Origin of the sequence: Corynebacterium phocae, assembly GCF_008693075.1 — a bacterium.
Lineage (GTDB): Bacteria > Actinomycetota > Actinomycetes > Mycobacteriales > Mycobacteriaceae > Corynebacterium > Corynebacterium phocae.
This window is the reverse complement of sequence record NZ_VXKJ01000006.1, coordinates 1-25,221: the sequence shown is the minus strand read 5'-3', so window position 1 is coordinate 25,221 and position 25,221 is coordinate 1. Positions and strand designations below refer to the sequence as shown.

General features: G+C 61.9%; 19 protein-coding genes and 1 tRNA gene. 12 read left to right on the top strand and 8 right to left on the bottom strand.

The annotated features are described in order from the left end of the window. Nucleotides 1-21 precede the first annotated feature (21 nt). From F4V58_RS00615 to F4V58_RS00605, 3 genes are all read left to right on the top strand, one after another. The gene (locus F4V58_RS00615) at nt 22-924 is read left to right on the top strand and encodes a metallophosphoesterase (RefSeq protein WP_075732477.1); all 903 of its coding nucleotides are present in this window, start codon (nt 22-24) and stop codon (nt 922-924) included. A 94-nt stretch (nt 925-1,018) separates the two neighbouring features. Continuing rightward, nucleotides 1,019-1,095: transfer RNA gene (locus tag F4V58_RS00610), tRNA-Pro, on the top strand. A gap of 178 nt (nt 1,096-1,273) precedes the next feature. Further along, the gene (locus tag F4V58_RS00605) at nt 1,274-2,893 is read left to right on the top strand and encodes a peptide ABC transporter substrate-binding protein (RefSeq protein ID WP_075732475.1); all 1,620 of its coding nucleotides are present in this window, start codon (nt 1,274-1,276) and stop codon (nt 2,891-2,893) included. 242 nt (nt 2,894-3,135) lie between these two features. Here the strand turns inward: F4V58_RS00605 and F4V58_RS12945 are convergent, their stop codons facing one another. Beyond that, nucleotides 3,136-4,830, bottom strand: coding sequence for a hypothetical protein (locus F4V58_RS12945; protein ID WP_075732473.1), 1,695 nt, complete (start codon nt 4,828-4,830; stop codon nt 3,136-3,138). Between the two features lie 51 nt (nt 4,831-4,881). Continuing rightward, nucleotides 4,882-6,411, bottom strand: a complete 1,530-nt coding sequence (locus F4V58_RS00595; RefSeq protein ID WP_075732471.1) for a catalase — start codon at nt 6,409-6,411, stop codon at nt 4,882-4,884. A gap of 118 nt (nt 6,412-6,529) precedes the next feature. On the opposite strand from F4V58_RS00595, the gene F4V58_RS00590 reads away from it, so the two are divergent. The 3 genes from F4V58_RS00590 (at nt 6,530) to F4V58_RS00580 (ending at nt 10,080) form a co-directional block, all read left to right on the top strand. After that, the gene (locus tag F4V58_RS00590) at nt 6,530-7,081 is read left to right on the top strand and encodes an RNA polymerase sigma factor (RefSeq protein ID WP_075732469.1); all 552 of its coding nucleotides are present in this window, start codon (nt 6,530-6,532) and stop codon (nt 7,079-7,081) included. 140 nt (nt 7,082-7,221) lie between these two features. Next, nucleotides 7,222-8,577: a YkvI family membrane protein gene (locus tag F4V58_RS00585; protein WP_075736314.1), complete on the top strand. Its 1,356-nt coding sequence runs from the start codon at nt 7,222-7,224 to the stop codon at nt 8,575-8,577. A 144-nt stretch (nt 8,578-8,721) separates the two neighbouring features. Next, nucleotides 8,722-10,080: a YkvI family membrane protein gene (locus tag F4V58_RS00580; RefSeq protein WP_075732467.1), complete on the top strand. Its 1,359-nt coding sequence runs from the start codon at nt 8,722-8,724 to the stop codon at nt 10,078-10,080. Between the two features lie 51 nt (nt 10,081-10,131). On the opposite strand, the gene F4V58_RS00575 is transcribed toward F4V58_RS00580, so the two are convergent. Together F4V58_RS00575 and F4V58_RS00570 are read right to left on the bottom strand one after the other, a co-directional pair. Further along, on the bottom strand, nt 10,132-11,163 hold the full coding sequence (locus F4V58_RS00575) for an aspartate-semialdehyde dehydrogenase (RefSeq protein WP_075732465.1): 1,032 nt from the start codon (nt 11,161-11,163) through the stop codon (nt 10,132-10,134). A 15-nt stretch (nt 11,164-11,178) separates the two neighbouring features. Continuing rightward, nucleotides 11,179-12,444 (bottom strand): aspartate kinase, encoded by a 1,266-nt coding sequence (locus tag F4V58_RS00570; protein ID WP_075732463.1) that lies wholly within the window; start codon nt 12,442-12,444, stop codon nt 11,179-11,181. 179 nt (nt 12,445-12,623) lie between these two features. Here F4V58_RS00570 and F4V58_RS00565 point away from each other — a divergent pair, with 179 nt between their 5' ends. The 6 genes from F4V58_RS00565 to F4V58_RS00540 all read left to right on the top strand — a co-directional run bounded on the left by F4V58_RS00565 (nt 12,624) and on the right by F4V58_RS00540 (nt 21,702). Continuing rightward, nucleotides 12,624-13,466 carry a DMT family transporter gene (locus tag F4V58_RS00565; RefSeq protein WP_075732461.1) on the top strand — a complete coding sequence of 281 codons (843 nt, stop codon included), beginning with the start codon at nt 12,624-12,626 and terminating at the stop codon, nt 13,464-13,466. Nucleotides 13,467-13,632: 166 nt separating this feature from the next. After that, nucleotides 13,633-15,441 carry a 2-isopropylmalate synthase gene (leuA, locus tag F4V58_RS00560; RefSeq protein WP_075732459.1) on the top strand — a complete coding sequence of 603 codons (1,809 nt, stop codon included), beginning with the start codon at nt 13,633-13,635 and terminating at the stop codon, nt 15,439-15,441. A 311-nt stretch (nt 15,442-15,752) separates the two neighbouring features. Then, nucleotides 15,753-18,431 carry a hypothetical protein gene (locus tag F4V58_RS00555; RefSeq protein WP_075732457.1) on the top strand — a complete coding sequence of 893 codons (2,679 nt, stop codon included), beginning with the start codon at nt 15,753-15,755 and terminating at the stop codon, nt 18,429-18,431. A gap of 27 nt (nt 18,432-18,458) precedes the next feature. Next, nucleotides 18,459-19,685 carry a hypothetical protein gene (locus F4V58_RS00550; RefSeq protein WP_075732455.1) on the top strand — a complete coding sequence of 409 codons (1,227 nt, stop codon included), beginning with the start codon at nt 18,459-18,461 and terminating at the stop codon, nt 19,683-19,685. Nucleotides 19,686-19,709: 24 nt separating this feature from the next. Then, nucleotides 19,710-20,975 (top strand): Mur ligase family protein, encoded by a 1,266-nt coding sequence (locus tag F4V58_RS00545; protein ID WP_075732453.1) that lies wholly within the window; start codon nt 19,710-19,712, stop codon nt 20,973-20,975. Next, nucleotides 20,968-21,702 carry a type 1 glutamine amidotransferase gene (locus tag F4V58_RS00540; protein ID WP_075732451.1) on the top strand — a complete coding sequence of 245 codons (735 nt, stop codon included), beginning with the start codon at nt 20,968-20,970 and terminating at the stop codon, nt 21,700-21,702. The genes F4V58_RS00545 and F4V58_RS00540 overlap by 8 nt, the downstream gene beginning before the upstream one ends. Here F4V58_RS00540 and F4V58_RS00535 read toward each other — a convergent pair. The 4 genes from F4V58_RS00535 to F4V58_RS12375 form a co-directional block, all read right to left on the bottom strand. Continuing rightward, complete coding sequence (locus F4V58_RS00535; RefSeq protein WP_075732449.1) at nt 21,699-22,712, bottom strand: HNH endonuclease signature motif containing protein; 1,014 nt, start codon at nt 22,710-22,712, stop codon at nt 21,699-21,701. The two genes, F4V58_RS00540 and F4V58_RS00535, sit on opposite strands and share 4 nt — an antisense overlap. Nucleotides 22,713-22,836: 124 nt before the next feature. Further along, the gene (locus F4V58_RS00530) at nt 22,837-23,499 is read right to left on the bottom strand and encodes a recombination mediator RecR (protein ID WP_075732447.1); all 663 of its coding nucleotides are present in this window, start codon (nt 23,497-23,499) and stop codon (nt 22,837-22,839) included. A 70-nt stretch (nt 23,500-23,569) separates the two neighbouring features. Beyond that, on the bottom strand, nt 23,570-23,950 hold the full coding sequence (locus F4V58_RS00525; RefSeq protein WP_075732445.1) for a YbaB/EbfC family nucleoid-associated protein: 381 nt from the start codon (nt 23,948-23,950) through the stop codon (nt 23,570-23,572). A gap of 51 nt (nt 23,951-24,001) precedes the next feature. Next, a partial coding sequence (locus tag F4V58_RS12375; protein ID WP_487246627.1) for a DNA polymerase III subunit gamma/tau domain-containing protein occupies nt 24,002-25,221 on the bottom strand: 1,220 nt, incomplete at its 5' end.

Here is a 25,221-nt window from a genome sequence, read left to right as displayed (position 1 = left end):
ACGCCAGGTAGGCTTAGGAGGATGAAGAAGTTAGCATTTTTTGCCACCGCTGCGGCGGCCACTGCGGCAGCCTCCGGTGCCGCCGCCTTGGCGTGGGCCAACGCTGAAACCCGCAAGTTCCGGCTGCGCCAGGTCACCGTCCCTTTGCTGGCCCCCGGCACCCTCCGCGACCGGGATGAGTTCCGGATCCTCCACATTTCCGACCTGCACATGATCCCCGGCCAAGAAACCAAAATAGCCTGGGTACAAGCACTGGATTCGCTGGACCCGGACCTGGTCATCAACACAGGCGACAACCTCTCCGACACCCGTGCGGTCCCCAGCGTCCTGCAGGCACTAGGTCCGCTGCTCAACCGCCCGGGGCTCTTTTGCTTTGGCACCAATGATTACTGGGCCCCGCGCCTGCCCAACCCCTTCAATTACCTCTTGGGCAAGAAAAACACCCCGTCCTATGAGGATCTTCCCTGGGAAGGCATGCGCGCGGCCTTCGCGGAGCGCGGCTGGCTCAACGCCAATCAGGCCCGCCACGAATTCAAGGTGGGCAAAGTCCGCCTGGCCGCCGCCGGCGTGGATGACCCCCACCACAACCTGGATGATTACTCCGCCATTGCAGGACCGCCCAACCCGGACGCGGACCTTTCCCTCGCACTGCTGCACTCGCCCGAGCCCCGCGTTCTGGAAAAGTTTGCCCGGGATGGCTACGACATCTCCTTCTCCGGCCACACCCACGGCGGCCAGTTGTGCCTTCCCGGCCAAAAAGCCATTGTGACCAACTGTGGAATCAACCGGGGTCGCGCCCAGGGGCTGCACCAGTTTGGCCCGATGAAGATGCACGTGAGCAACGGCCTGGGCCAGTCGAAGTTTGTGCCCTTCCGGATTTTCTGCCGCCCGTCAGCCACCCTGCTCAAAATCACCGAGCGCTAGGCCCGCGGCGGCCATCCGCCACCGGTTGCCAGCTGTTTTGGGGCAAGCCCAGAAGTTGCGATAAAGTAGACCGGTACTTCCTTTTGGAGGTCCACGGGATATGGCGCAGCTTGGTAGCGCGCTTCGTTCGGGACGAAGAGGTCGCAGGTTCAAATCCTGTTATCCCGACCACCAGATAGATAGCACAGCCACCCCTCCGGTGCGGAACTAGGTTCCGCCGCCGGAGGGGTTTGCTGTGCCCTCAAGAATATTTTCTCGCCTAAACTGTGATTTGTTTCTCTCGGTAAGCTATTTTTGTTCTAACGCACATAACCGCGTGAACTCTCTCAAATACCGGAGGAACATCTCAATGAACTTTAGGAAAACAGGTGCGGCCCTGGCCGCGACCGCCACGCTGCTATCTCTGGCAGCGTGCGGCTCTGACACGGGCTCGGGCTCGGGCTCTGACTCCGCCAGCAACGCCGACGGCGGCACCGCTGGCGGCGGCAACTACGTCATAGGAAACGGCACGGAGCCGCAAAACCCACTGGTTCCCGCCAACACCAACGAGCGCGGCGGCGGAAAAATCATTGAATCGCTGTTCGCGGGCCTGGCCTACTACGACGCGGATGGGGAGCTCCACAACGAAATCGCGGAGTCCATCGAGCCAAACGAAGACAACACCGTCTTCACCGTGAAGCTGCGCGACACCAAGTTCTCCGACGGGTCACCGGTTACCTCCAGCTCTTTCGTGGACGCCTGGAACTACGCCGTGGCCAACGACATGAACACCGCCTTCTTCTTCGAGCCCATCAAGGGCTACGAGCCGGGCGCGGAGTCCATGGAGGGCCTGGAGGTCATCGATGACCACACCTTCACTATCACGCTCAGCCAGCCACAGGCTGATTTCCCCATGCGACTGGGTTACTCCACCTTCTCCCCGCTGCCTGACTACGCTTATGACGATATCGACGCCTACGGCGGAGAGCCAGTCTCCAACGGCCCCTACAAGCTCGCAGATTGGGTCCACAACCAGGAAATCACCTTGGTTCCCAACCCGGAGTATGACGGCCCACGCGAAGTCCACAATGACGGCCTGAAGATTGTCTTCTACGCTAACGATGACGCAGCCTACGCCGATTTGCTGGCCGGCAACCTGGACGTGCTGGACACCATCCCTGACTCCGCGCTGGCGGTGTTCCAAGATGACCTAGGGGACCGCGCAGTAACCAAGGCGGCCGCCGGTTTTGACGGCTTTGCCATTCCTTATTCCCTTGAACACTTCAGCGGTGAGGAGGGCACGCTGCGCCGCCACGCCATCTCCCACGCAGTTGACCGCAAGGCCATCTCTGATTCCATCTTCCAGGGAATGCGGGAGCCGGCGGTGGACTTCACCTCCTCGGTTCTGCCCGGGTACTCAGCGGACATCGAAAACAACGACGTCTTCGAGTACGACCCGGAAAAGGCCAAGGAATTGTGGGCCCAGGCTGATGAGATTTCGCCGTGGGACGGCGAGTTCATCATCGGCTACAACACCGACGGCGGCCACCAGGCGTGGGTGGAGGCAGCCACCAACCAGCTGCGCAACAACCTGGGAATCAAAGCAGAGGGCAACCCGTACCCGGATTTCAAGTCCTTCCGCGATGAAATCACCAATGAAACAATTGGCACGGCTTTCCGGGCCGGCTGGAAGGCTGACTACCCATCCCTGGACAACTTCCTAAGCCCGCTGTACGCCAGCGGTGCCTCCGCCAACGACACCGGGTACCACAACCCGGAATTTGACGCCCTGCTCAAGAAGGCAGCCTCTGCCTCTAGCCAGGAAGAATCCTTCAAGCTGTACAACCAGGCGCAGTCTGTGATGATGAAGGACATGCCAGCTATCCCAATGTGGTACAACAGCCTTGCTGGCGGCTACTCCGAGGCAGTGGACAACGTTGTCTTCTCCTGGAACGGCACCCCGCTGTACTACGCGGTGTCTAAGAAATAATTCCCCCGCAACTCTAGAACCCGGCGCCGGCCAAACGGTGCCGGGTTTTTGCGCGCCGGGTTTTTGCGCGCCCGGTTTTGCGCGCCGAAAAACGGGTAACGGCGCGAAAGCCCCTACAGCTTTCGCGCCGTCCCTATTCCCTATCACTCACTTGCAGCAAGCCAGAAAACTGGCGCTGCGCGCCCGCCCCCTAAGCGGGCTACGTGAGCGTTTACTATCGTAGCACTAGATTTAACCAGCAACTAAGCCACGGAAACCGGCGGGCTGGGCACCACCTGGACCGCGGGCCGGGGGCGGGCCAGGCCACTTAGGACAAGGCCTATAATGGCTACCGCGCCCAGTACGGCCAGGCACCCCCACAGGTACGCGCCGGTGGCCCCGTGCAGTCCGGCTACTGACCAGTTCAAAGGCAGTAGGTTTAACCCGAACCAGGTCGCGCCGGTGAAGGTTGTTTGGATGGATTCTCTCCACAGCCAGCCGACGGCCGCCATTTGGCCTAGGCCGGTTACCGCCGCGAGCACCAGGCCCAGCCCCGCGCCGAACACGCGTTGCGCAAGCCGGGTTCCAAACACGCCGCACAGTACCGTGCAGGCAAAAATGCCGGCGGTTATAGCCCACGCCTGCGGGGTTGTTGGCGCGTTGAATAGTGTTGTCCCTACCAGGCCCGCGCCAACCGCGCCGATACCCCCCAGGACCACCAGTAGCCACGCGCGGAAGCCGTGAGTTGCGGTCCATCCGCCGCCGATGGCCACCCCGGCAAGCAGCATCATCGACGCCAGCAGCACGGCGATAAGCCGGTTGTGAAGCTCGAGGAGCGCAGGCTGGTCGAGGGAAGCGGGCGCCGCGCCCGCCCAGGCGCTACGACCTGCGATGTCGTGGCCGTGGCCTGCGTTGGCGGCGCTGGCGTCGGCACTGCTGGCGTCGCCGCCAGTTGCGCCGCCCCCGGCACTGCTGTTGCCGCCACCGTTTACGCTGCCGCGGCCGGCGGCGCTTTCCGCCTGCAGGTACTTAGCCAGCGCGTCGTTTTTCTTCTTGGTGTTGTTGGCCAAGGTGTCTACCTTCTTGGCGCCGTCGTTGAGTTCCTTGGCCCCGGCCAGGGCCTCCTCCACGCCGGCGTTGAGCTCCGCCAGTCCGGCCGCCAGCTGCTTGGAACCTTCCGTGGCCTCGTACACGCCGTCGTGGTAGGCGTATCCCGATACGTCCAGCTGGTTGGCCAACTCACGGGATCCCTCTTTGAGCTTGGTGAGCTTGTCCGTTAATGCAGTGTCCAGCTCAAAGTTCTCTACCTGGTTGCGCAGCGAGCCCAGCGTGCGGCGGATGTCTTTGGCTTCGGCAGAATTATTGTCTTTCAAATCCGCGAGGGTGGAGTCGATGGAGGTCAGCAGCTGCCCACGAACTACGTTTATCCCCACGACGTTGTCCACGGCGGTGCCCACTCCGTCTGCTAGCTGGGTGGCCCCGTCGCCAAGCTGGCCGGTGCCGGCTTGGAGTTGGATCATTCCTTCGCGGAGCTTCTGGGCGCCCTCGGAGGCCCGCCGGGTGCCTTCGGCCAGCTCGGGCGCGCCTTTGGATAGCTTCTCGGTTCCATCTTTGAGTAGCTCAGTTCCGGAAACTAGGAAGCCGGCTTGCGCCTGCGCCTCCCCCGCCGCGCGGCGAATGTCCGCCGGGCTTTTCAGGGCGGGTTCCGCGGGTTCCTTCTTCGCAGCGTCCTTGTCGGTGCCTGTGCCCTTCTTGCCGGCACCAGCGCCTTTGCCGGGGCTCTGAGGCGCGGCGGCATCGGACACGGCGGCATCGGACGCGGTGGCATCGGACGCGGACGCGACCGCAGACGTGGCTGGGCCGGGCCGCCAATCATGGAGCCCGGCCACGGCAGCGCCAACTACCAACGGGATAAGCAACAACAGTGACAATAGGGCAATTCCCACGCGAGAGGTCATAGCCCTTAAATTATCTACCTGCGCCTATCCATGGTACTAGGCGCGCCGGTGTTACTTGGCAAACAATTCGCGCACGCGCTTTTCCAGCTTCTCGGAAACCTTGCCCCAGTACGCGTAAACGCGCTCCTCAGTCTCCGCGGACACGCCTTCCATAGCGCCGGCAATGTTGGCGGCCATGTGCTCACGCTCCTCGTCGTTGAGGACGTCGTTGTACAGGTTCTGGGCCTGCACGTAGTCATCATCCTCAGAGTGCTTGACGTACGGCGCACGGACCAGGTCCTGGCCGTGAGTCTTAGCTCCCTGGTAGACGTCGTCTGCCAGGTGGGTTTCCTCCCTGACGTTGACGTCCCCGTCCAAGTAGCCGCCACCCTTGGCATGCCGGTTAGGCGAGTAGACCGGGTCCTCCGGGTCGTTGAAGAAGTACTGCATGGGGCCTTCATGCTCGTAAGTGTTGACCTGGTTGACGGGCTGGTTGACGGGCAGCTGGTGATAGTTGGGGCCAATCCGGTGGCGCTGGGCGTCGGCATAAGCAAATGCACGCGCCTGCAGCATACGGTCTGGACTAAGGCCCACTCCCGGAACAATGTTGCCCGGGTCCAAAGCTACCTGTTCAATCTGCGCGAAGAAGTTACGCGGATTGCGGTTGAGTACAAAGTAACCCACCGGAATGAGTGGGTAGTCCTTCTGGGACCACACCTTGGTCAGGTCGAACGGGTTGAAGCGGTAATCCTCCGCCTCCGCCACCGGCATAATTTGGACCTTGACGTCCCAGACGGGAAAGTCGCCGTCCTCGATAGCGTTGAACAGGTCCTCGCGGTGGTAGTCGGCGTTCTTGCCGGCCATCTCTTCTGCTTCGGCGTCAGTGAAGGTGTCCCAGCCCTGGCGGGTCTTGAAGTGGTACTTCACCCAGAAGGCGTCCCCTTCAGCGTTGACCCACTGGAAGGTGTGGGAGCCAAAGCCGTCCTGGTGGCGGGTGGTCTTTGGCGTTCCACGGTCAGTCATCAGGTAGGCCACCTGGTGGGTGGTCTCCGGGTTGCGGGTCCAGAAATCCCACTGGATATCAGCGTCACGCAGGCCGTTTTGGCCCATGCGCTTCTGGGAGTGGATGAAGTCTGGGAATTTGATGGCGTCGCGGATGAAAAAGACCGGGGTGTTGTTGCCCACAATGTCATAGTTGCCGTCCTCGGTGAAAAAGCGCAGTGCAAAACCGTGAACGTCGCGCCAGGTGTCAGGGGAGCCCTTCTCACCGGCAACGGTGGAAAAGCGGCCCATCATGGGGGTGACGGTGCCGGGCTGGAAGAGCTTGGCCTTGGTGTAGCCGGACACGTCTTCGGTGATGTGCAGCTCGCCGAAGGCGCCGTGGCCCTTGGCGTGTGGGTTGCGCTCGGGGACGCGCTCGCGGTTGAAGTGGGCCAGCTTGGAAATCAGTTGCAGGTCATCAAGGACCACTGGCCCTTGCTGGCCCACGGTTACCGAGGTGTTTTCGCTGGCAATCGGTTGGCCGGAGGCGCGGGTGGTGTTGCCTTCACCTTTGGGGCGCTGGCCTTTGTCCAAAATCTTATCTGCCTGAGAATCAGTCATGGGTTGCTCCTTTTCTTAAGAACATGGGGGTGCAGTCCATGATACCCGGCAACTATCGAGTTTGCTTAACAATCTGGCTAAACTTATAGGCGAGCGCACTCCTGGTAGATTCTTATTTGTGAAACATCACTCCGAAGCAGAAGACGCGCGCGTAACCGAACTGGCGCTGCGCGCCGGCCGCGGCGACCGCGCGGCACTGACGGAGTTCATCCGCGCCACCCAAGACGACGTCTGGCGGCTGCTGGCCCACCTCGGCGGCCGCGAGATAGCAGATGACCTCACGCAAGAGACCTACCTGCGCGTGATGAGCGCCCTGCCGCGCTTTGCCGCCAGGTCCTCCGCCCGCACGTGGCTACTGTCCCTAGCCCGCCGCGCCTGGGTGGACAATATCCGCCACGACATGGCCAGACCACGCAAATCAGTCACCGAGTATGAGGACGCGGCGGCGCAGATGGCGGTATCGGAAAGCTCTGGCACCTGGTCCGACTGGATAGACGCCCGCACCCTAATCGATGCCCTCCCCGCTGACCGCCGCGAAGCCCTCATCCTCACCCAAGTCCTGGGCTACACCTACGAGGAAGCGGCCAAAATCTCCGGCGTGCGCGTGGGCACCATCCGCTCCCGCGTAGCACGCGCCCGCAAAGACCTCATTGACGGGAGCTCCGCCTAGTTCATTTCACACCGTGGACAAAACTCGCTTATGGTGGAGGGCTGTCACACGTGAATAAATCGAACGTCGAACCGCGACCGGCACCCTACCTAATGGCCGTCTGCGGCGCGGGTGAGAAAAGTGAGATTAATTCCACCACTATGTTGAAACGTGCTTTATCAATTTCCATGGCGTTTATTGGCGTCATCGTGGGCGCGGGTTTCGCGTCCGGCCAGGAGGCCATGCAGTACTTCGTGGCCTTTGGCAACTGGGGCCTGGCGGGCGTTATCATCGCGGGCCTGCTCATGGCCATCACTGGCGTGTCCATGCTGCAGCTGGGCTCGTATTTCCAGGCCTCTGAACACACCGCGGTCTACAGCAAAGTTGCCCGGCCGCTGACCTCCAAAATCCTGGATATTTCCACGATCATCACGCTCTTTGGCATCGGCTTTGTGATGTTTGCCGGCGGCGGGGCCACCATCAACCAGCAGTTCCCGTCCGTCCCGGTGTGGGTGGGCGCGGCCGTCATGCTGGTACTGGTGCTGCTCACGGGCCTGCTCAACGTCAACAAGGTCACTTCCGTCATTGGGGCTATTACCCCGTTCATCATCATCTTCATCGTGCTGGCGACCAGCGTCACCATCTTCCACGCGGTGTCCGCAGGCGTGGATTTCGGTGCGCTTAATTCCTACGCGGAAACCTCCGTGGATCCAGCGGTGGGCAGCTGGTGGCTGGCGGCGCTGAACTACACCGGGCTTAACGTCATGTGCGCGGTATCCATGTCCATCGTTATCGGCGGTAATTTCTTGGACAACCGCGCGGTGGGCCTGGGCGGCATGATTGGCGGGTTCTTCTACCTCGCACTGCTGGCCCTGTTGGTCTTCGCGCTGTACTTCGTGGCCGCAGACGTCAACGGCACCGCCCTGCCGGTGCTGGAGCTGATTAACCAAATCCACCCGGCATTTGGCTACGTGATGACTTTCATCATCTACGGCATGGTCTTCAACACCGCCGTGGGCATGTTCTACGCCATGGGCAAGCGCCTCACGCGCGGCAACCCGGGGCGCTTCTACCCCATTTTTGCCATCGTGTGCGTGGTGGGCTTTGCCCTTTCCTTCGTGGGCTTCAAGTCCCTGGTGGCTAACGTCTACCCAATCCTGGGCTACCTGGGGTTGTTGATGATTGCGGTGATGTCGGTGACGTGGCTGCGCAACCGCAGCACTTTGGTGGAAGAAGGCGACCGCCGGCTGCGCGCCCGCCGCCTGGTGCGGAAAAAAATTGATCCGCGTTTGCGCTTCAATAAAAGCAACGACCAGGAGCTGGCTCAGCTTGCCGATGCCTCCAATATGGACACCCAAGAATTCGTCGAGGTCATCTCCGAAGATATCTACGATGAGCTGGAAGAAGACAAAGAAATTGACTTCGACCGCACGGAGCAAGAACCCGGTGTGGTCTACGTTGAGCACACCGAGCCCGAGGCCGGAAACGGCGGCGCGGAGCAGCCAGGAAAACGCTAAATTACGCTTTTCCGCTTAGCTAATCCGGCTCAACCTCGCTAGGGTAGCCGTATACGCACGTGCACAAATCGAAACTCGACCCGGTGGCTGCAGCCTTGATACGACGCAGCCACCGGCGCGTGTGAGTTAGCGAGAATCACCCTCATGTTTAAACGCGCATTGGCTATTTCCATGGCGTTTGTAGGCGTAGTTGTCGGCGCAGGCTTTGCCTCCGGCCAGGAAGCCCTGGTCTACTTCGTGGCCTTTGGTAGCACGGGTATTTGGGCCATGGTCTTGTCGGCTGTGCTTATGCTCATCACCGGCATCGCCATCCTGCAGCTCGGTTCCTATTTCCGGGCCACCGACCACAACGCGGTCTACTCCGAAATTGCGGGACCCGTCTCCTACCGCATCCTCGACTGGGGCACCATCACCACACTATTTTGTATCGGCTTCATTATGTTCGCCGGTGGTGGTGCCAACATCAACCAGCAATTTCCTTCCATTCCCACCTGGGTAGGCGGGCTGGTCCTGCTTATCCTGGTCCTTATTGTGGGGCGACTAGACGTTGACAAAGTAACCAACGTCATCGGTGCCATCACCCCGTTTATCATCATTTTCATCGTGGGCGTGGCCATCTACACCATGCTCACCAGCGATATTGACTACAACGCCCTGGACACCTTCGCGCGCGGTCACGTTGACCCGGCCGTGCCCAACCCGTGGTTGGGTGCTGCCAACTACACCGGCATGAACGTCATGTGCGCGGTATCCATGGGTATCGTTATTGGTGGCAACTTCCTGGACAACAAGACCGTTGGCCTGGGCGGTATCATCGGCGGCATCATCTTCATCTTGCTGATGGCTCTGCTGGTAGGCGCCCTGTTTATCAATATTGAAACCGTCTACGACGCAGACATCCCCGTCCTGGCACTAGTCAACAGCATCAACCCGCTCTTTGGCTACGCCATGACCTTCATCATCTACGGCATGATTTTCAACACCGCCGTGGGCCAGCTCTACGCCCTGGCAAAGCGGATTACGCGCAAGAAGCCAGAGAACTTCTACAAGACCTACGTGGTCGCCTGCCTAGTGGGCTTCGTGCTTTCCTTCGCCGGCTTCAAGCAACTGGTCAGCTTTGTATTCCCCATCCTGGGCTACATTGGCCTGTTCATGATTGCCGTGGTGGTCTTCAACTGGGCCCGCAACCGCAAGCGCCTGAGCGAAGAGCAGACCGTACGCGACCGCGCCCGCACGCTGGTACAGCGCAAGCTCGACCCACGCGAGCGCTTCACCAAGAAAAACGAGCTCGAGCTAGCCAAGCTAGCTGCGGCTTCCAACATGGAAACCGAGGAGTTCGAAGAGGTAGTCTCTGAAGAAATCCACGAAGACCTGGAATCTGACGATGACATCGAATACGACCGTGAGGACCCCAGCCCCTCCGTGACCTACGTGGTCCACACCAAGCCCGTTGCCCAAGAAGGCGTCGCCGATACCGACGTTGACTTTGGGGCCAAGGCCTAAAAAAATATCCCGCCAGCAACCGTGCTGGCGGGATTTTTTTAAAGCGCGGGGCTAGACCAACAGCTCCGCAATCTGGATAGTATTAAGTGCTGCGCCCTTGCGCAGGTTATCCCCGGAAACCACCAGGACTAGGCCCTTGTTGCCGTCCACGGCTTGGTCTTGGCGGATACGGCCCACCAAGGACTCATCCACGCCGGCAGCTGCCAACGGGGTGGGAACGTCCACAACTTTCACGCCCGGCGCGCTAGCCAGAAGCTCACGGGCCTTATCCGGGGTGATGTCGCGCTCGAACTCCGCGTGAATGGTCAGCGTGTGCCCCGTGAACACCGGCACGCGCACGCAGGTGCCGGATACTTTAAGCTCCGGGACACCCAGGATCTTGCGGGATTCGTTGCGCAGCTTTTGCTCCTCATCCGTTTCCCCGGAGCCGTCATCAACCAGGTTGCCGGCAAAAGGCAGGGCGTTGAAAGCGATGGGTGCCACGTACGGGCCCAGCTCCTCCGTGTCTAGGACCGAGCCTTCGTGGGTAAGCTCCACGTTGCGGTCGCCTATTTCCGCTACTTGCTTGGCCAAGGTCTCCACGCCGGCCAGCCCGGAGCCGGAGACGGCCTGGTAGGAAGACACGTTGAGGCGCTTCAGGCCGGCGGCGTCGTGGAGGACCTTCAGCACCGGCATGGCGGCCATGGTGGTGCAGTTAGGGTTAGCGATAATCCCCTTGGGCGGGTTCTGGGCGTCTTCCGGGTTGACCTCGGAGACCACCAACGGTACGTCCGGGTCACTGCGGTACGCCGAGGAGTTATCCACCACGGTGGCCCCCGCCTGGGCAAACACGGGCGACCACTGGCGCGAGGTCCCGCCGCCGGCAGAAAACAGCGCGATATCCACGTCCGCCACGGACTCCGGTGTCACCAGGGAAAGGTCTTCTACCTCAATGTCTTGATCGCGGAAGCGCAAGGTGGTGCCGGCGGAACGCGCGGAGGCAAAGAACCGCACCTTGTCCGCAGGGAAATTGCGCTGCTCTAGAATTGCGCGCATCACTGCGCCTACCTGTCCGGTGGCGCCTACTACAGCTACAGTTGTCATATCTACTATTTTCTCCTAACGGCCGGTACCGGCATATACGGTGGCTTCTTCTTCGCCACCAAGTTCAAACTTCTGGTGCAAAGCCTTGGCGGCCTTGCCCATATCCGCCTCACGTACCAGCACGGAAATGCGGATTTCCGAGGTAGAGATGAGCTCAATGTTGACATCCGCGTCACGCAGCGCCTCCATGAATTCTGCCGTCACGCCCGGGTGGGACTTCATTCCGGCACCCACCAAGGAGACTTTTGCCACCTGATCGTCGTAAAGCACGTTGGACCAGCCGCCGGCGGCGCGCATCTTGGTCAGGATCTCCATGGCACGGGGGCCATCGGCACGCGGACAGGTGAACGTGATGTCAGTGGTGCCGTCCTCCAGGGAGGAGACGTTTTGCAACACCATGTCGATGTTGATTTCCGCATCCGCGATAGCCCGGAACACCGTGGCCGCCTCACCTGGGCGGTCCGGAATGCCCAGGACGGTCACCTTGGCCTCCGAGCTATCCGTTGCCACACCGGTCAATACTGCTTCTTCCACAGGAATATCCTCCATTGAACCGGCAATCAGCGTGCCGGGGTCGTTTGAATAAGAAGAACGCACCCGCAAGGGAACGTCAAAGGCGCGCGCATACTCCACGCTACGCAGCACCAAAATCTTGGAACCAACGGCGGCCAGTTCCAGCATTTCTTCGAAAGAAAGGCGCTCAAGTTTTTGCGCGTTAGGAACAATCCGGGGGTCCGCGGTGTAAACGCCGTCCACGTCAGAATAGATCTCACACACGTCAGCGTTGAGAGCTGCCGCCAGCGCCACCGCCGTGGTGTCCGAGCCGCCGCGGCCCAAGGTGGTCACGTCGCGCGTGTCCTTATTGACCCCCTGGAAACCCGCCACGATACAGATGTGGCCGGTTTCCAGGGCCTCGGTAATCCGGCCCGGGGTGACGTCCACAATCCGGGCGTTACCGTGGCGCTCCGTGGTCAACACGCCCGCCTGGGAGCCGGTAAAGGACTGCGCCTTAGCGCCCATGGACTCCACTGCCATGGCCACTAGCGCGTTGGAAATACGCTCACCGGCGGTCAGCAGCATATCCATCTCCCGCTTGGGCGGTACGGGGTTGACCTGCGCGGCCAAGTCCAGGAGTTCGTCGGTGGTATCTCCCATGGCGGAGCAAACCACCACCACGTCATTGCCCCGTTTCTTGGTAGCCACAATGCGCTCCGCCACCGCGCGGATCCGCTCCGCGCTTTCCAGGGATGAGCCACCATACTTCTGCACTATCAGGGCCACGTCTATTAAGCCACCTTTCCAATACCTGTTGCTTAGTAGTCAACTTCCTTACACACTACCGCTAAAGACTCCGCACAGACGTATTTTAGTTTCACAAGTCGCCCAACCTCCCAAGTCGTGGGAACTCCACACAGCAAGGCAAAACCACACGGCAAGGCAAAAAGGCTACCGTTATTAAAATGCTTGGAAATTTAGCCGCCATGGGTTTTGCCTTGGCGTCCGCGCTGGTGATTGCGTGGGGAACTGTAGTGCGGCATCGGATTGCAGCCACCGCCCGGGGGCGTGTCATGCGCACCTCCATGGCCAACCGCATGTGGTGGGTGGGCACAGGCGCCGCCGTGGTGGCCTACGCCCTGCAGTTGACGGCCTTGAGCTTTGGCACGCTCCTGATTGTCCAACCCATCCTGGTACTTTCCTTGATGTTCACGCTCCCGCTTTCCGCCTGGTACGCCCGCCGCCGCATGCCGCCCCGGGAGATATTTTGGTCCATCGCCCTGACCGTGGCCGTGGCCATCCTGGTCATCTACGGCCGCCCCACCGCCGGGGAAAGCCACCCGGAGTGGGCCCAGTGGTGGCCGGCGTTTAGCGCCGGTGCCGCCGCCCTAGCGGGACTGTGGTTTATAGCCAGGGCCCTCCCCCGGCAACGCGCCCTAGCGCTCGGTTGCGCGTGCGGCGTTATCTACGGCTACGTCGCGTTAACCGCCAAGGCGGTGGTGGACCTCTACAACGCCGCCGGGCTGGACGCCCTGCTCACCTACTGGGAGTTCTACGTCCTCATTCTGCTAGCCGGCGGTGGGACCGTGGTGCAGCAATATTCCTTCCACGCGGGGGAGTTGGCCCAGTCCCTGCCGGCTATGACCATCATGGAGCCCATCGTGGCCTTTGGCTTGGGCTATTGGGTGCTGGGGGAGAAATTCCAGGTGGAGGCCATACTGGGGTGGATGTTCATGGCGCTGGCGCTGGTGGTGATGGCGGTGTCCACGGTGGTCCTCTCCCACACCTCCACCCGTCCCACCAAATGAAACAACTTGTCACAGAGTGGGACTGTATGTAATCTTGGGCACATGAACTTTTCGCGGCGTCTCCTTCTAGTCCGCCGCGGCGGGACTCAGGCCTAACAACCGGCCGGCCCCCGTCGCGGAGCTTCGTCGCGCCGGCCAACTCCCCCACCGAAAGGCTTTTACCCCCATGTCCCCCAAAGACGCATTTATCTCCGCGCCCCGCGAAATCACCACCCCCAACGGCCCCGCCCGCGAAGGCCAGCCCACCTGGAACAAACAACGCGCCTCCACCATGCCCGTCAACCGCTACCTGTCTTTCGCCGAGGAAGTCGAAGACATCCAACTCCCGGACCGCACCTGGCCGGACAAGAAGGCCACCCACGCGCCGCAGTGGTGCGCGGTGGACCTGCGCGACGGAAACCAGGCCCTGATTGACCCCATGAGCCCGGCGCGCAAGCTGCGCATGTTCGAACTGCTGGTCAAGATGGGCTACAAAGAAATCGAGGTGGGCTTCCCGTCCGCCTCCCAGACTGACTTTGACTTTGTGCGCGACATCATCGAGGGCAACAAGATTCCCGATGACGTGACCATCCAGGTCCTAGTCCAGGCGCGCGAGCACCTCATCCGCCGCACGTTTGAGGCCTGCCAGGGTGCCAAAAACGTCATCATTCACTTCTACAACTCCACGTCCAAATTGCAGCGCCGCGTAGTCTTCCGCAAGGAACGCCCAGCCATCAAGCAATTAGCTGTCGATGCCGCCCACCTCATCAAATCAATCGCCGCCGAGCACCCAGACACCAACTGGCGCTACGAATACTCCCCGGAGTCCTTCACCGGCACGGAACTAGACTTCGCATTAGAGGTAGTAGACGCCGTCACCGAAATCATGGATCCCACCCCGGAGCGCCCCATGATTGTTAACCTGCCGTCCACGGTAGAAATGACCACGCCCAACGTCTACGCCGACTCCGTGGAATGGATGCACCGCAACTTAGCCCGGCGCGAGTCGCTGGTCCTCTCCTTACACCCGCACAACGACCGCGGTGAGGGCGTGGCGGCCGCGGAGCTGGGCTTCTTGGCCGGCGCGGACCGGATCGAAGGCTGCCTGTTTGGCAACGGTGAGCGCACCGGCAACGTTGACTTGGTGACGCTGGGGCTCAACCTGCTCACGCAGGGCATCGACCCGCAAATTGATTTCTCCGACCTGCCTGCGGTGCGTGAGACGGTGGAATACGTCAACCAACTGCGCGTCCCGGAGCGCCACCCCTACGGCGGCGACCTGGTCTTCACGGCCTTCTCCGGCTCCCACCAGGACGCCATCAACAAGGGCTTGGACGCCTTGGCCAACCAGGTGCGCCCCGGTGCAAACAACACCGAAGTCTCCTGGGAAGAGCTGCGCGATATCAAGTGGGAGGTTCCTTACCTGCCCATCGACCCCAAGGACGTGGGCCGGGATTACGAGGCCGTCATCCGCGTCAACTCCCAGTCCGGCAAGGGCGGGGTGGCCTACATCATGAAGACCGATCACGGCATCAACTTGCCGCGCACCATGCAGGGTGAATTCTCCGCCGTGGTGCAGGCCGTCACCGACGCCCAGGGCGGCGAGGTCGAGTCGAAGAACATGTGGGACATCTTTGCCGCCGAATACCTGGACCGCACCACCCCGCTGGAGCTGCACTCCGCGAAGCCTTCCCCTGAAGGCGAAGGCGTGGACATCACGGCTGAGGTGAGCTACCAGGGTGAGAAACACACCGTGCAAGGCCACGGCAACGGGCCCATCGCGGCCTACGCCAACGCGCTGGAGTCCTTGGGAATTGACTTCGAGGTCCTTGAGTACTTCCAGCAGGCGCGCTCCGCCGGCGACGACGCCGAGGCCGCCACCTACATGGGCGCCGACGTCAACGGCACGAAGGTCTGGGGTGCTGGCATAGCCGGGTCCACAACCATCGCCTCACTGCGGGCGATTACCTCTGCGGTTAACCGGGCGCTCGCCTAACCCGCGCGCCCAACCAAGCGCCTCGGGCCCGGGCCGGCTCCCCACCACGAGTGTGGGGCTAAGCCCAGCCTCACGACACCTTTCTTCCCGGCCTCATCCGCCGGGAGGGAAGCTGTTTCTGAGAATTTCCAAAGCACCAAAACCCCTTACACCCCCGCTTACTGCTATAACTACCCATCGCACATACATGGGGGTGTCCAATCTCTCCTAAAAAACATTAAGATTCCTTCGGCATTGGGTTAGAAACTATACAACTTTCCGTCTAGACTGTATCCATACCGAGATTTTTGCGCGAACAAAGGACCGCTACCATGAACACCTCTACCTACGTAGTACCAAACCAAGGGTTCGGTAGCACCCATGCCTTCAACGTCGAGGGAATCGACCCGGAAACCTTCTCATCCGTACTGGATGGGCTCCCGGAGGAATCCAACAACTTCAACGTGACCTTGGGTTATTCCGCAAAACAGGGCTTCACGGTATTCCACGACGGAACCTTCATTGGTACCGTGACCGACCCGGGAATGAAGGAATACACTGAGCTCGAATGGGTCCTTGACGCCGGTCTTTCCCCGGAGGTTACCGCAGAGGTTGAACTCGATGAGGATGGCTACCCGTCCTTTTCCATCCTCTTGCCTCCCCCGGGCATGTGCGTTCCCGCAAACAACCCCCCGGAGGTGCGCTGGGCCATCTTAGAGGGTAGTGAGCCTATGAAGGTTCAGTCCATCCCCACCTCGTTGGCCTCCTACCCCGCGACATCCCAGCATTTCCTGGTTACGCTCCGCGCTCGGCGCTTCTTTGGCCACCACTCCGTCTCCGCTTATGTGGACGACACCTTCGTAGGAAGCCTCCGCCACGACGACGCCGCCAAACTGGCGGACTCCATCATTTCCTATGACCAGTCCGGTATCTTGTCCGTGGCGCGCGGATATTTCACTTACAAAAATGGCATGCCGTCGCTGACCATCTACGCCGATGCCGCCGCTGACGCCCACCGCCCCTACGCCGTCGCGGCCGGCACTGCGGCCACCGTGGGCATGGTGCTTACCACCGCTGCCGCGGCTCGCGCACAAGCGGCTATTCCTATGGCTGGGTTCTTCAGCGGAACCGGCGGGGTCGCCGCAGGCGCGGCTGGGACTGCAGCTGCAGCTGGAACCGGAGCAGCAGCCACCGGCGCGGCCGCTGGAACCGCCGCCGCAACCGGAGCTGCAGCTGGAACCGCCGCCGCCTCCGGTGCCGGAGCAGCCGCCTCCAGCGCCGCAACCGGAGCAGCAACCGGTGCCGGAGCAGCAACCGGAGCAGCCGCAGGAACCGGAGCCGCAACCGGTGCCGGAGCAGCTGCCTCTAGTGCCGGAACCGGAGCAGCCGCAGCCACCGGAACCGGGGCGGCTGCGGGCTCGGGTGCCTCGACCGCCGGCACGGGCGCAGGCGCAGCAGGTACCGGAGCAGGCGCGGGAGCCGGAGCAGGCGCTGCTGGCGCAGGAGCCGCCGGGGTCGCAGCAAGTGCCGGCGTGGGTATCCAAGCAGTAGCCGCCACCGCAGCCACCTTGCTGGCCGTAGGCGGCGTAGGATACGGCGTCAACAATGCCTTCTTCGACGAATCCGAACCCACGCCCATGGTCGCCGCACCAAACTCCGAAACCTCCCAAGCGCCCAGCCCGGGCGCTCCCGACGCGAAATCCGCTGCGCCCAAAGACGCTGACAGCCCCGCCGCAGATTCCGAGCAATCGGAATCCGTAGCCGCCGATACAGACGTTGATAGCTCAGCTGATTCTTCCGAACCTACCCCTGCAGCCACTAACCAGGCTGCTGCCACCAGAGCCACTGCCCAGAACCGTGTCGTGCGCAATCGCGCGGTTGCGCCACAGGCGGCATCGGCGGCTCCGGGTGAACCCACCGTTGAAAACCCGGCATCCGAGACCTCTGAGCCTGCTGAACCTATGCTGGAACCTACCGAGCCTGCAGAGGCCACCACCCCCGCTGTTTCCACCATTCCCCAGGAGTCCACGGAAGCTACGCCAACGACTGCGGTAACCAAGCCGCCCATGCGGGTGGAGACTGCCTCCATGGAAAGCCCCACCCCTAAGCCATCGAAGACCACGATTACCATCACCTCGGCGCCCAAGCCTACGGACGAACCTGGCGATGGCGCCCCAATCGACACCCCGGCAGATTCCCCTACTGCCACCGAAAACCCAGCCGAACCAACGGCAAAGCCAACGCAGCCACAATCCGGAGAGCCTTCCACTCAGGATCCCGCTCCAACCTCGCAGCCGGATCAGGGCGATAACACATCTCCTGATGTGACTATCACTAAGGATCCAAAGCCCTCGGTGACGCCTTCCGCCGGCGCTCCCACCCCTGGACCGTCGGTTGTACCTGGAGTTACAGAGTCGCTCGAACCATGGCCCACGCGCGAAATCTCGGTGCCCACTTATGCACCGACGGCAGTACCAGCACCATCGGTGGAGTTCCACGTCCCCACCACCGCACCCGTAGCAACCCCCGCGCCATCGGTGGAGTTCCACGTCCCCACCACCGCACCCGTAGCAACCCCCGCACCATCGGTGGAGTTCCACATCCCCACCACCGCACCATCGGTGACCCCCGCACCATCGATCGAGTTCCACATCCCCACCACCGCACCATCGGTGACCCCCGCGCCATCGGTGGAGTTCCACATCCCCACCACCGCACCATCGGTGACCCCCGCACCATCGATCGAGTTCCACGTCCCCACCACCGCACCCTCGGTGACTCTTGAGGCGGGGTACCCCGAGGATGGACAGTGTATCTGGATCCTCGAAACCTCCTGCATCTGGGACCTGCATTTTGTCGAGTCGAACTCGAAGGAACTACTCAAACGCGCCGAAACTAGCCAGGAACCCAGCCCCAAAGCAGAAGCCAGCCAGGAACCACGCCCCAAGGCTGACGGTGACGGCGGCGCACGCACTCTGGAAGCAACCCTCGAGGTGCCCGCGCACAACTAGGGCCGGCGGTGAACTAAGGTAGTAACAATGACTTCCTCGCCAACTAATGCTTCTGATAAGAAGCAGGACAAACCACTGTCCCCCCAGGAGCTGGCACGTCTGGAGCAGGTAGAAAAGTTCCCCTTTATCGCCGTTACTATCCAGTCCACCGGCATCCACCCGTCCACGGGACGGTTGGTTACAGTCGACGCCCTGACCTACAACGCTGCGGGCGAAACCGGCCAGGAATTCCATGCGGTACTTAATCCGCCCATCGACCCGGGGCCGCGGCACCAGCACGGACTTTCGGAGGAAGAATTGGCCGCAGGGCAGCAATTCTCCCGGATTTTAAACCCCCTCGACCGCCTGATTGACGGCCGCACGTTGGTAGTCCATGACGCCACGTATGTTTGGGGTTTCCTAGTTTCTGAGGCCAGGCGTGCCATGATGGCGGCCGCCCGCGCCAACCGGTCCCGTAACCGCGGGAGGGGGCGCCGCCGCCGGCAGAAGGTGGGCCACATCCCGGCGCCGGTGGCTATTGTTGACACGCTTGCCACGGCGCGACGTCGCAACATTTCGCTTGCCGATGTCCGCCTGGCCGCCGTTGCCGCAGCCACCGGCCTTGACACCCCGGACTACCGCGCCAGTTCCCAACGCGCGGCACTACCAGAGGCGCAAACGTCCCGGGAGCAGACGCAGCTGCTGGTGGATCTGGAACGCCACCAATCCAACACCCCGGGTGTGGTGTGTACGTTGGATCCGAAGAACCTGCGCGGAGACCGCTTTGGTTTGCAGCGTTCCAACGTGCGAGTGGACGCTGCTAAGGCGCCGCGTACTTACTCCAACCCGGGGAAGTTCAAGGACACGTTGCGCAAAGGCATGGAATTTGTCATTGCTCCGGAAATTTCCATGGAACCGGATGAACTCATCGCCGCCGGTATGGCCGCGGGCTTGAACTACGTGGAGAAACTGACCCGGGAATCCTCGTTGATTGTGTGCAACCTGACTGACCGGGAGAACTTGCAGGGCAAGGCCATGCACGCGGACCGCAAGGACATTCCGCTGGTCAGCGATGAGAGGTTCCTAGAGCTTTTGGACAACGTGGCGCCGCCGCTGCCGGAGGCACCTAAGCCCGTGCCAGCGCCGGGCGCGTGGCCGTACCCACGCCGGCCCCGGCGCGCTGGGGATCCTGGTGGAGATCCGAACGCCCGCAAGCGCCGGCGCGGGTCCCGGGGCGGAAACCGCCGGCGGCGTGGCAAAGGCAACACCAACTAGTGCACAGGGGCTAAACTTAGGTTCATGAGTTTTAGTATCCTTAAGGCGCGCTCCGCCCTAGCTACTGTGGCTGCCAAGGCGGCTACTGCCGCGTCCCGGGCTTCCGGCCGGGGTGCTGGTGGCATGATTGGTGGCTTGGTTGCTGGGGCTATTGACCCCAAGATTATGGCATCTTTGGCCGGTGGCCGGCCGTCCGTGCTGGTGACAGGCACCAACGGCAAGTCCACCACCACCCGCATGTTGGCGGCCGCGTTGCGTACGCGCTACCCCGTTGCCACCAATGAGGGTGGGGACAACATGGACGCCGGGATCATTTCCGCGTTGCTGGCAGGCAAGGACGCCTCACATGTGGTGCTGGAGGTAGATGAGCTGCACGTGCCACACGTGGCGGACATGATTTCTCCCACCGCGCTGGTACTTCTGAACCTTTCGCGGGACCAGCTTGACCGCGTGGGGGAAATCAACAAGATTGAACGCGCCCTGCGCGCCTGCGTGGAGGCTCACCCGGACATGTTGGTCATTGCCAACTGCGACGACGTCCTGATGACCTCGGTTGCCTACGACGCCAAGAACGTGGTGTGGGTATCCGCCGGAGCCGGCTGGTTAGGCGACTCCGTTGCGTCCCCGCGCAGTAGTGGCCAGATTATCCACGAAGGGTCGCACTGGTACGACATCAAGCCAATGGGCGACGGCCGGACGTTTAGCCGCCCGGAGCCTGATTGGGTGGTCACGGAAGGGGGCATCGGCAGCCCTGGCGGGGACGCGGAGTTAAATCTGACGCTGCCGGGGCGTGCTAACCGCGGTAACGCCACCCAGGCTATCGCCGCCGCCGTAACCGCTTTCGACGTGCCCTTGGACGCAGCAATTGCCGCCACGGAAAAAGTAGATGACGTTGCCGGCAGGTACTCCACTATCACTTGGAATGGGCGGGAAATCCGCCTACTGCTGGCCAAGAACCCCGCCGGCTGGCAAGAAGCGCTATCCATGGTTGACCGCAGCGCTGACGGCCTGGTCATTGCTGTCAACGGCCAGGAAGCTGACGGCGTGGATATGTCCTGGTTGTGGGACGTGCGCTTTGAGGATTTCGAAGGCGTTGAGGTCAAGGCCGCTGGTGAGCGTGGCACGGACCTGGCCGTGCGCCTGGTCTACGCAGACATCTCCCACGAACTTATCCCCAGCCCGCTCAAAGCCATTGCCGCGTGCCCAGAGGGCCGTATTGAGGTCTTAGCCAACTACACCGCGTTCCGCGACCTGCGCCGCGCACTGCTCAAGGAGACAGCCAATGCTTAACATCGGACTCATTCTCCCAGACGTCCTGGGAACCTACGGTGATGACGGCAACGCCCTGGTGCTCCGTCAGCGCGCCCGCATGCGCGGCATAGACGCGGAGATCCACCGTTTCACGCTGGGGGAAGCCATCCCGGAGAACCTGGACGTCTACACCCTGGGCGGCGGTGAGGACACCGCGCAGATTTTGGCGGCAGAGCACCTCATCGCCGACGGCGGCCTGACCCGCGCGGCTAATGCCGGGCGCCCCATCTTTGCGGTCTGCGCCGGGCTCCAGGTTTTGGGCAGCTCTTTTAGGGCCGGCGGCCAAACCGTTGCCGGCGTGGGGCTGCTGGACATGGAAACCGGCACGCTGGGAAAGCGCGCTATCGGGGAGGTCGTGTCCGAACCCCAACTCGATGACGTCAACGAACCCCTAACCGGGTTTGAAAACCACATGGGTGCCACCATCCTGGGCGCGGACGCCTACCCGCTGGGCCGCCTGAGCAAAGGCGTGGGCAACGCTGACCGCCACGCTTCCGCGGACCTCGAAGATGGTGAGGCCCAAATCTTGGCTGAGGGCGCGGTCCAAGGGTCCATCGTTGCCACTTACATGCACGGTCCGGCGCTGGCCCGCAACCCGCAGTTGGCGGATTACCTCCTGGCACGCGCTATGGGCGTGGACCTAAAACAGCTCCAGCCGCTAAACATTCCCGCAGTCGCGCAATTGCGCAGAGAGCGCTTGGCTTAAAACACCACCCCCTGGCTCCAGGCGGGCACCCAGCGGGCTTTGCCCTTGACGCGTTCCACGCGCCCATGGTTGGGCCGGTGCGGGTTGTCATCGTTGCGCCCGTTGTGGAACGGGCACAGCGGAACCAGGTTACTGAGGTTGGTTTCTCCGCCTTCTGACCAGGCTTGCATGTGGTGCATTTCGCACTGCTCGGCGGGTTTGTTGCACGTGTCTACCACGCAGGTGGTGTTCACCACGGACGCGGCCAGCCGCTGCTTTCCCGAAGCACTCCGCTGCAACCGGTACGTATTAACCGGCCCGCCGAAGTTGCTCACTATTGTCACAAACCCCATCTCCGCGAGTTTCCTGCGCGCCAATTCCGCGCCGGTGATTACCGCGCCGTCGGTCATCCGCAGGAGCACGTCTTCACCCTGGTCCGCTTCAATGGCCTGGATGTCTTCTGCAGTGATGACCACGTGGGTATAAAGCGTGGGCTGCGGGGCACCTTGCTCTAGAATCTCGGCGAAGGCCGCTACCTTGTCTTTGGCTTTCGCCAGCTTGGTGGCAATGGCGGCCAACATGGAGGAATCCGCGCGGACGCTGAGCTTCCACAACCCGTCCTGGGGTTGCTCCATCTTCACCTCTGGCTCGGGCTTGGGTTTGGGTTTAAGGGTTTTCAGCAACCCCTGGGCCGCCTTCCTGATGGCGGCCAGTCCTCCGCTGACCCGGCATAGCTTCAGCCGCAGGCGCCAGGCCTTGGCCTCGTCTTTGAGTTTCCGGGCGTATTTATCAATTTCTACCAGCTCTACCCACGTCAACCCGTTGTCACGGGCTGACTGGATGGCTTGGCGCTGCCTGTCGCGCGAACGCGTTGGCGTGTTAAAGGCTTGTGCCGCCCGGAAAATTTCCCCAGCGTTCTTAGCAGGTATGCCCATGGCTTTAATCTGGCCCTGGGACTTCCCGGCGCAGGCGGCAAAAAGCTCCAGCCCCGGTTGCCTAAATGATTGTGCAAGTTGTTGTAATGGGTTCATACTTCGTGAGACTAAAGGTCCCCGCCCACTCGCGCCAGGGCCACATGCCCAGCCTGTGGATAACTTTGAAAATCTGCCCACCGGCGGCCCAAAACCGGCTATTTCGGGGAGTTATCCACAGGTTTTAGCCCTGAACCGTCAAACGCCCCGACAACGCGCGGGACAAAGTTAGCTCATCCACGAACTCCAGGTCCCCTCCCAAGGGCATTCCGGAGGCCAGCCGCGTGATTTTCAAGTCCGGGAAATCGCGGAGCAAACGTACCAAGTACGCCGCCGTGGCCTCACCTTCCGTGTTGGGGTCCATGGCCAAGATGACTTCGCGGATATCCGGGGCGGCATCGAAAAGTGGGTGCTCCGGCGTTGAGTCCGCCAGCTCCCGGTCCTCCAACACCCCGCCAATCCGCTGCAACAGCTGGGAAATGTTCAAATCCTTGGGACCCACGTTGCCCAGCGGGTCCAGGGCACCACCCAACACGTGATACCGGCCCGAGTACTCCCCCGTGCGCTCAATGACCTGGATGTCTTTGGGTTCTTCCACCACGCACACCGTTGCGGTATCACGCTGGGAGTTAATGCAAATACGGCACACGTCCTCACGGGAGATGTTGCAACAGATGCGGCAAAAACTCACGCCGTCACGCACCCCTCCCAACGCTTCCTGCAGCCGCGTGACGTCCTCCGGGTCCATGTGCAGGATGTGAAAAGCTATACGCTGCGCCGACTTGGGACCTACCCCCGGCAGGCGGGAGAGCTCATCAATCAGATCCTGCAGTGGGCCTTCAAACATTTTCTACTCCTTTAAACATGGCAAAACCGCGCCCCCGCTAGACACGGGCAAGCGCGGTTTAAAGGCTAGCTTACTGGCCGCCACCGAACACGTCGTTGAACGACGGGCCGTCATAATTTTGCTGGGACTGACCCATGCCCTGGGACAGGGGGCCAATCTTTTCCTGGGCCAGGCGGCCGGCTGCTGCGTGGGCTTCCTTGTAGGCACCCATGATGAGGTCTTTCAGGGTGTCAATATCTTCTGGGTCCACCACGCTCTTGTCAATCTGCAGGTCAACCAGCTCAGCGCCGCCGGTCATGACAATCTTGACCAAGCCGTTGCCTGCGGAGCCTTCCACGTGGGCTTTGAGGATTTCTTCCTGGGCGCGGGCAAGTTCTTCCTGTACGCGGGCCGCCTGAGCGATGAGCTCGTTCATATCAACGGCTTGCTGTTGCGGATCTGGGGTAGTCATAAATTTCTCCAATTCGAATATGTGAACTTCTCTTAGGTTATTGTACCGTCATCACGCCCGGCGCGCGCCGAGGTGCTCGGTCACCAGGTCAACCGCTACCTCCAAGCCATCCCGGTGGTCCCTTTCACCTGTTTCCAACGAAGCCTCCATCATCATCCGCTCTTCTTCGGCTTGGGGGTCCTCCGCCGGTGGTGGCGCGGGGTTGTCCTCGGGGGGCGGTGGGTACTCGTGGGCGGGCTCTGGCGGCAGTGGGACTCCGTCGCTGAAAGAATCCGTGGGCTGGGGCGTTGCTTCTGCGACTGACTTGATCCGGGATCGCCAATCTCCGCCCGGTTTGTCTCCTGGTGCGTTCCCGCTGCTGCGCTCGCCCGGGGTGGGCACGCCGGTGTGGGTTGGTTGGGGGCTCTGTTCCGCATTCGCCGCCGATACCGCCTCAATCTCACCGGAGTCAGATTCACCGTCGGGGGCCGGCTCTGCAGCGCCGCCGATAGCCCGCGGGGTGCCCCAGGAATCAGTGGCGGGTGTTTCAGCTTTGCGTGGACTCTCCGACTCCTTGTCGTCTTGGGCCTCGCGTGCGGGCTGGTTGGGGCTCCAAGCCCGCTGTGGGCTTTGTGCGGCGGGCAGTCCGGCGGCTTGGGGGTCGGTGCCCACCACGCATTCCACTTTGATTGGGTGGCCTAGGTGCTCTGATAATACGGCCACCACGTCTTTGTTGTTGCTATCTGCGTTGATTCGCTGGGCTAACGCGCCGGTCGTGTGGCCTAGGACTACGGTGTCTTCCCGGATTCCCAGAATCCGCGCCTCGGTGAGCATGATTTCAGCGACCTTGTTGCGTTGGCCGATGTCCGCCCGCAGCGCAGGCCACTCCTCCCGCAGGGCGTTGAGAACGTTGCCCTGCGGTTCCGTCTGCTTTTGGGCAGGGGCGCTGGACTGGTGTGCCTGCGCCGGGGCCTGCTCCTGAGCCGGCGCGGTCTGCGCCTGTGGCTGCGCCTGCGCCTGCTCCTGTGACTGCTGCCGCGGCTCCTGCTGCCAACCCTGCTGCTCTGGCTGCGCGTGCTCCTGAGCCGGCGCGGTCTGCTGCTGTGGCTGCGGCTGTGCCTGTTGGGCCGGCGGGGTTTGCCGCTGCGCCTGTGGCTGCGGCTGCGCCTGTTGGGCCGACGCGGTCTGCTGCTGTGGCTGCGGCTGTGACTGTGACTGTTGGGCCGGCGCGGTCTGCGGCGGGGTCTGCTGCTGTGGCTGCGGCTGCGCGTGCTGCTGCGCCTGCGGGGTCT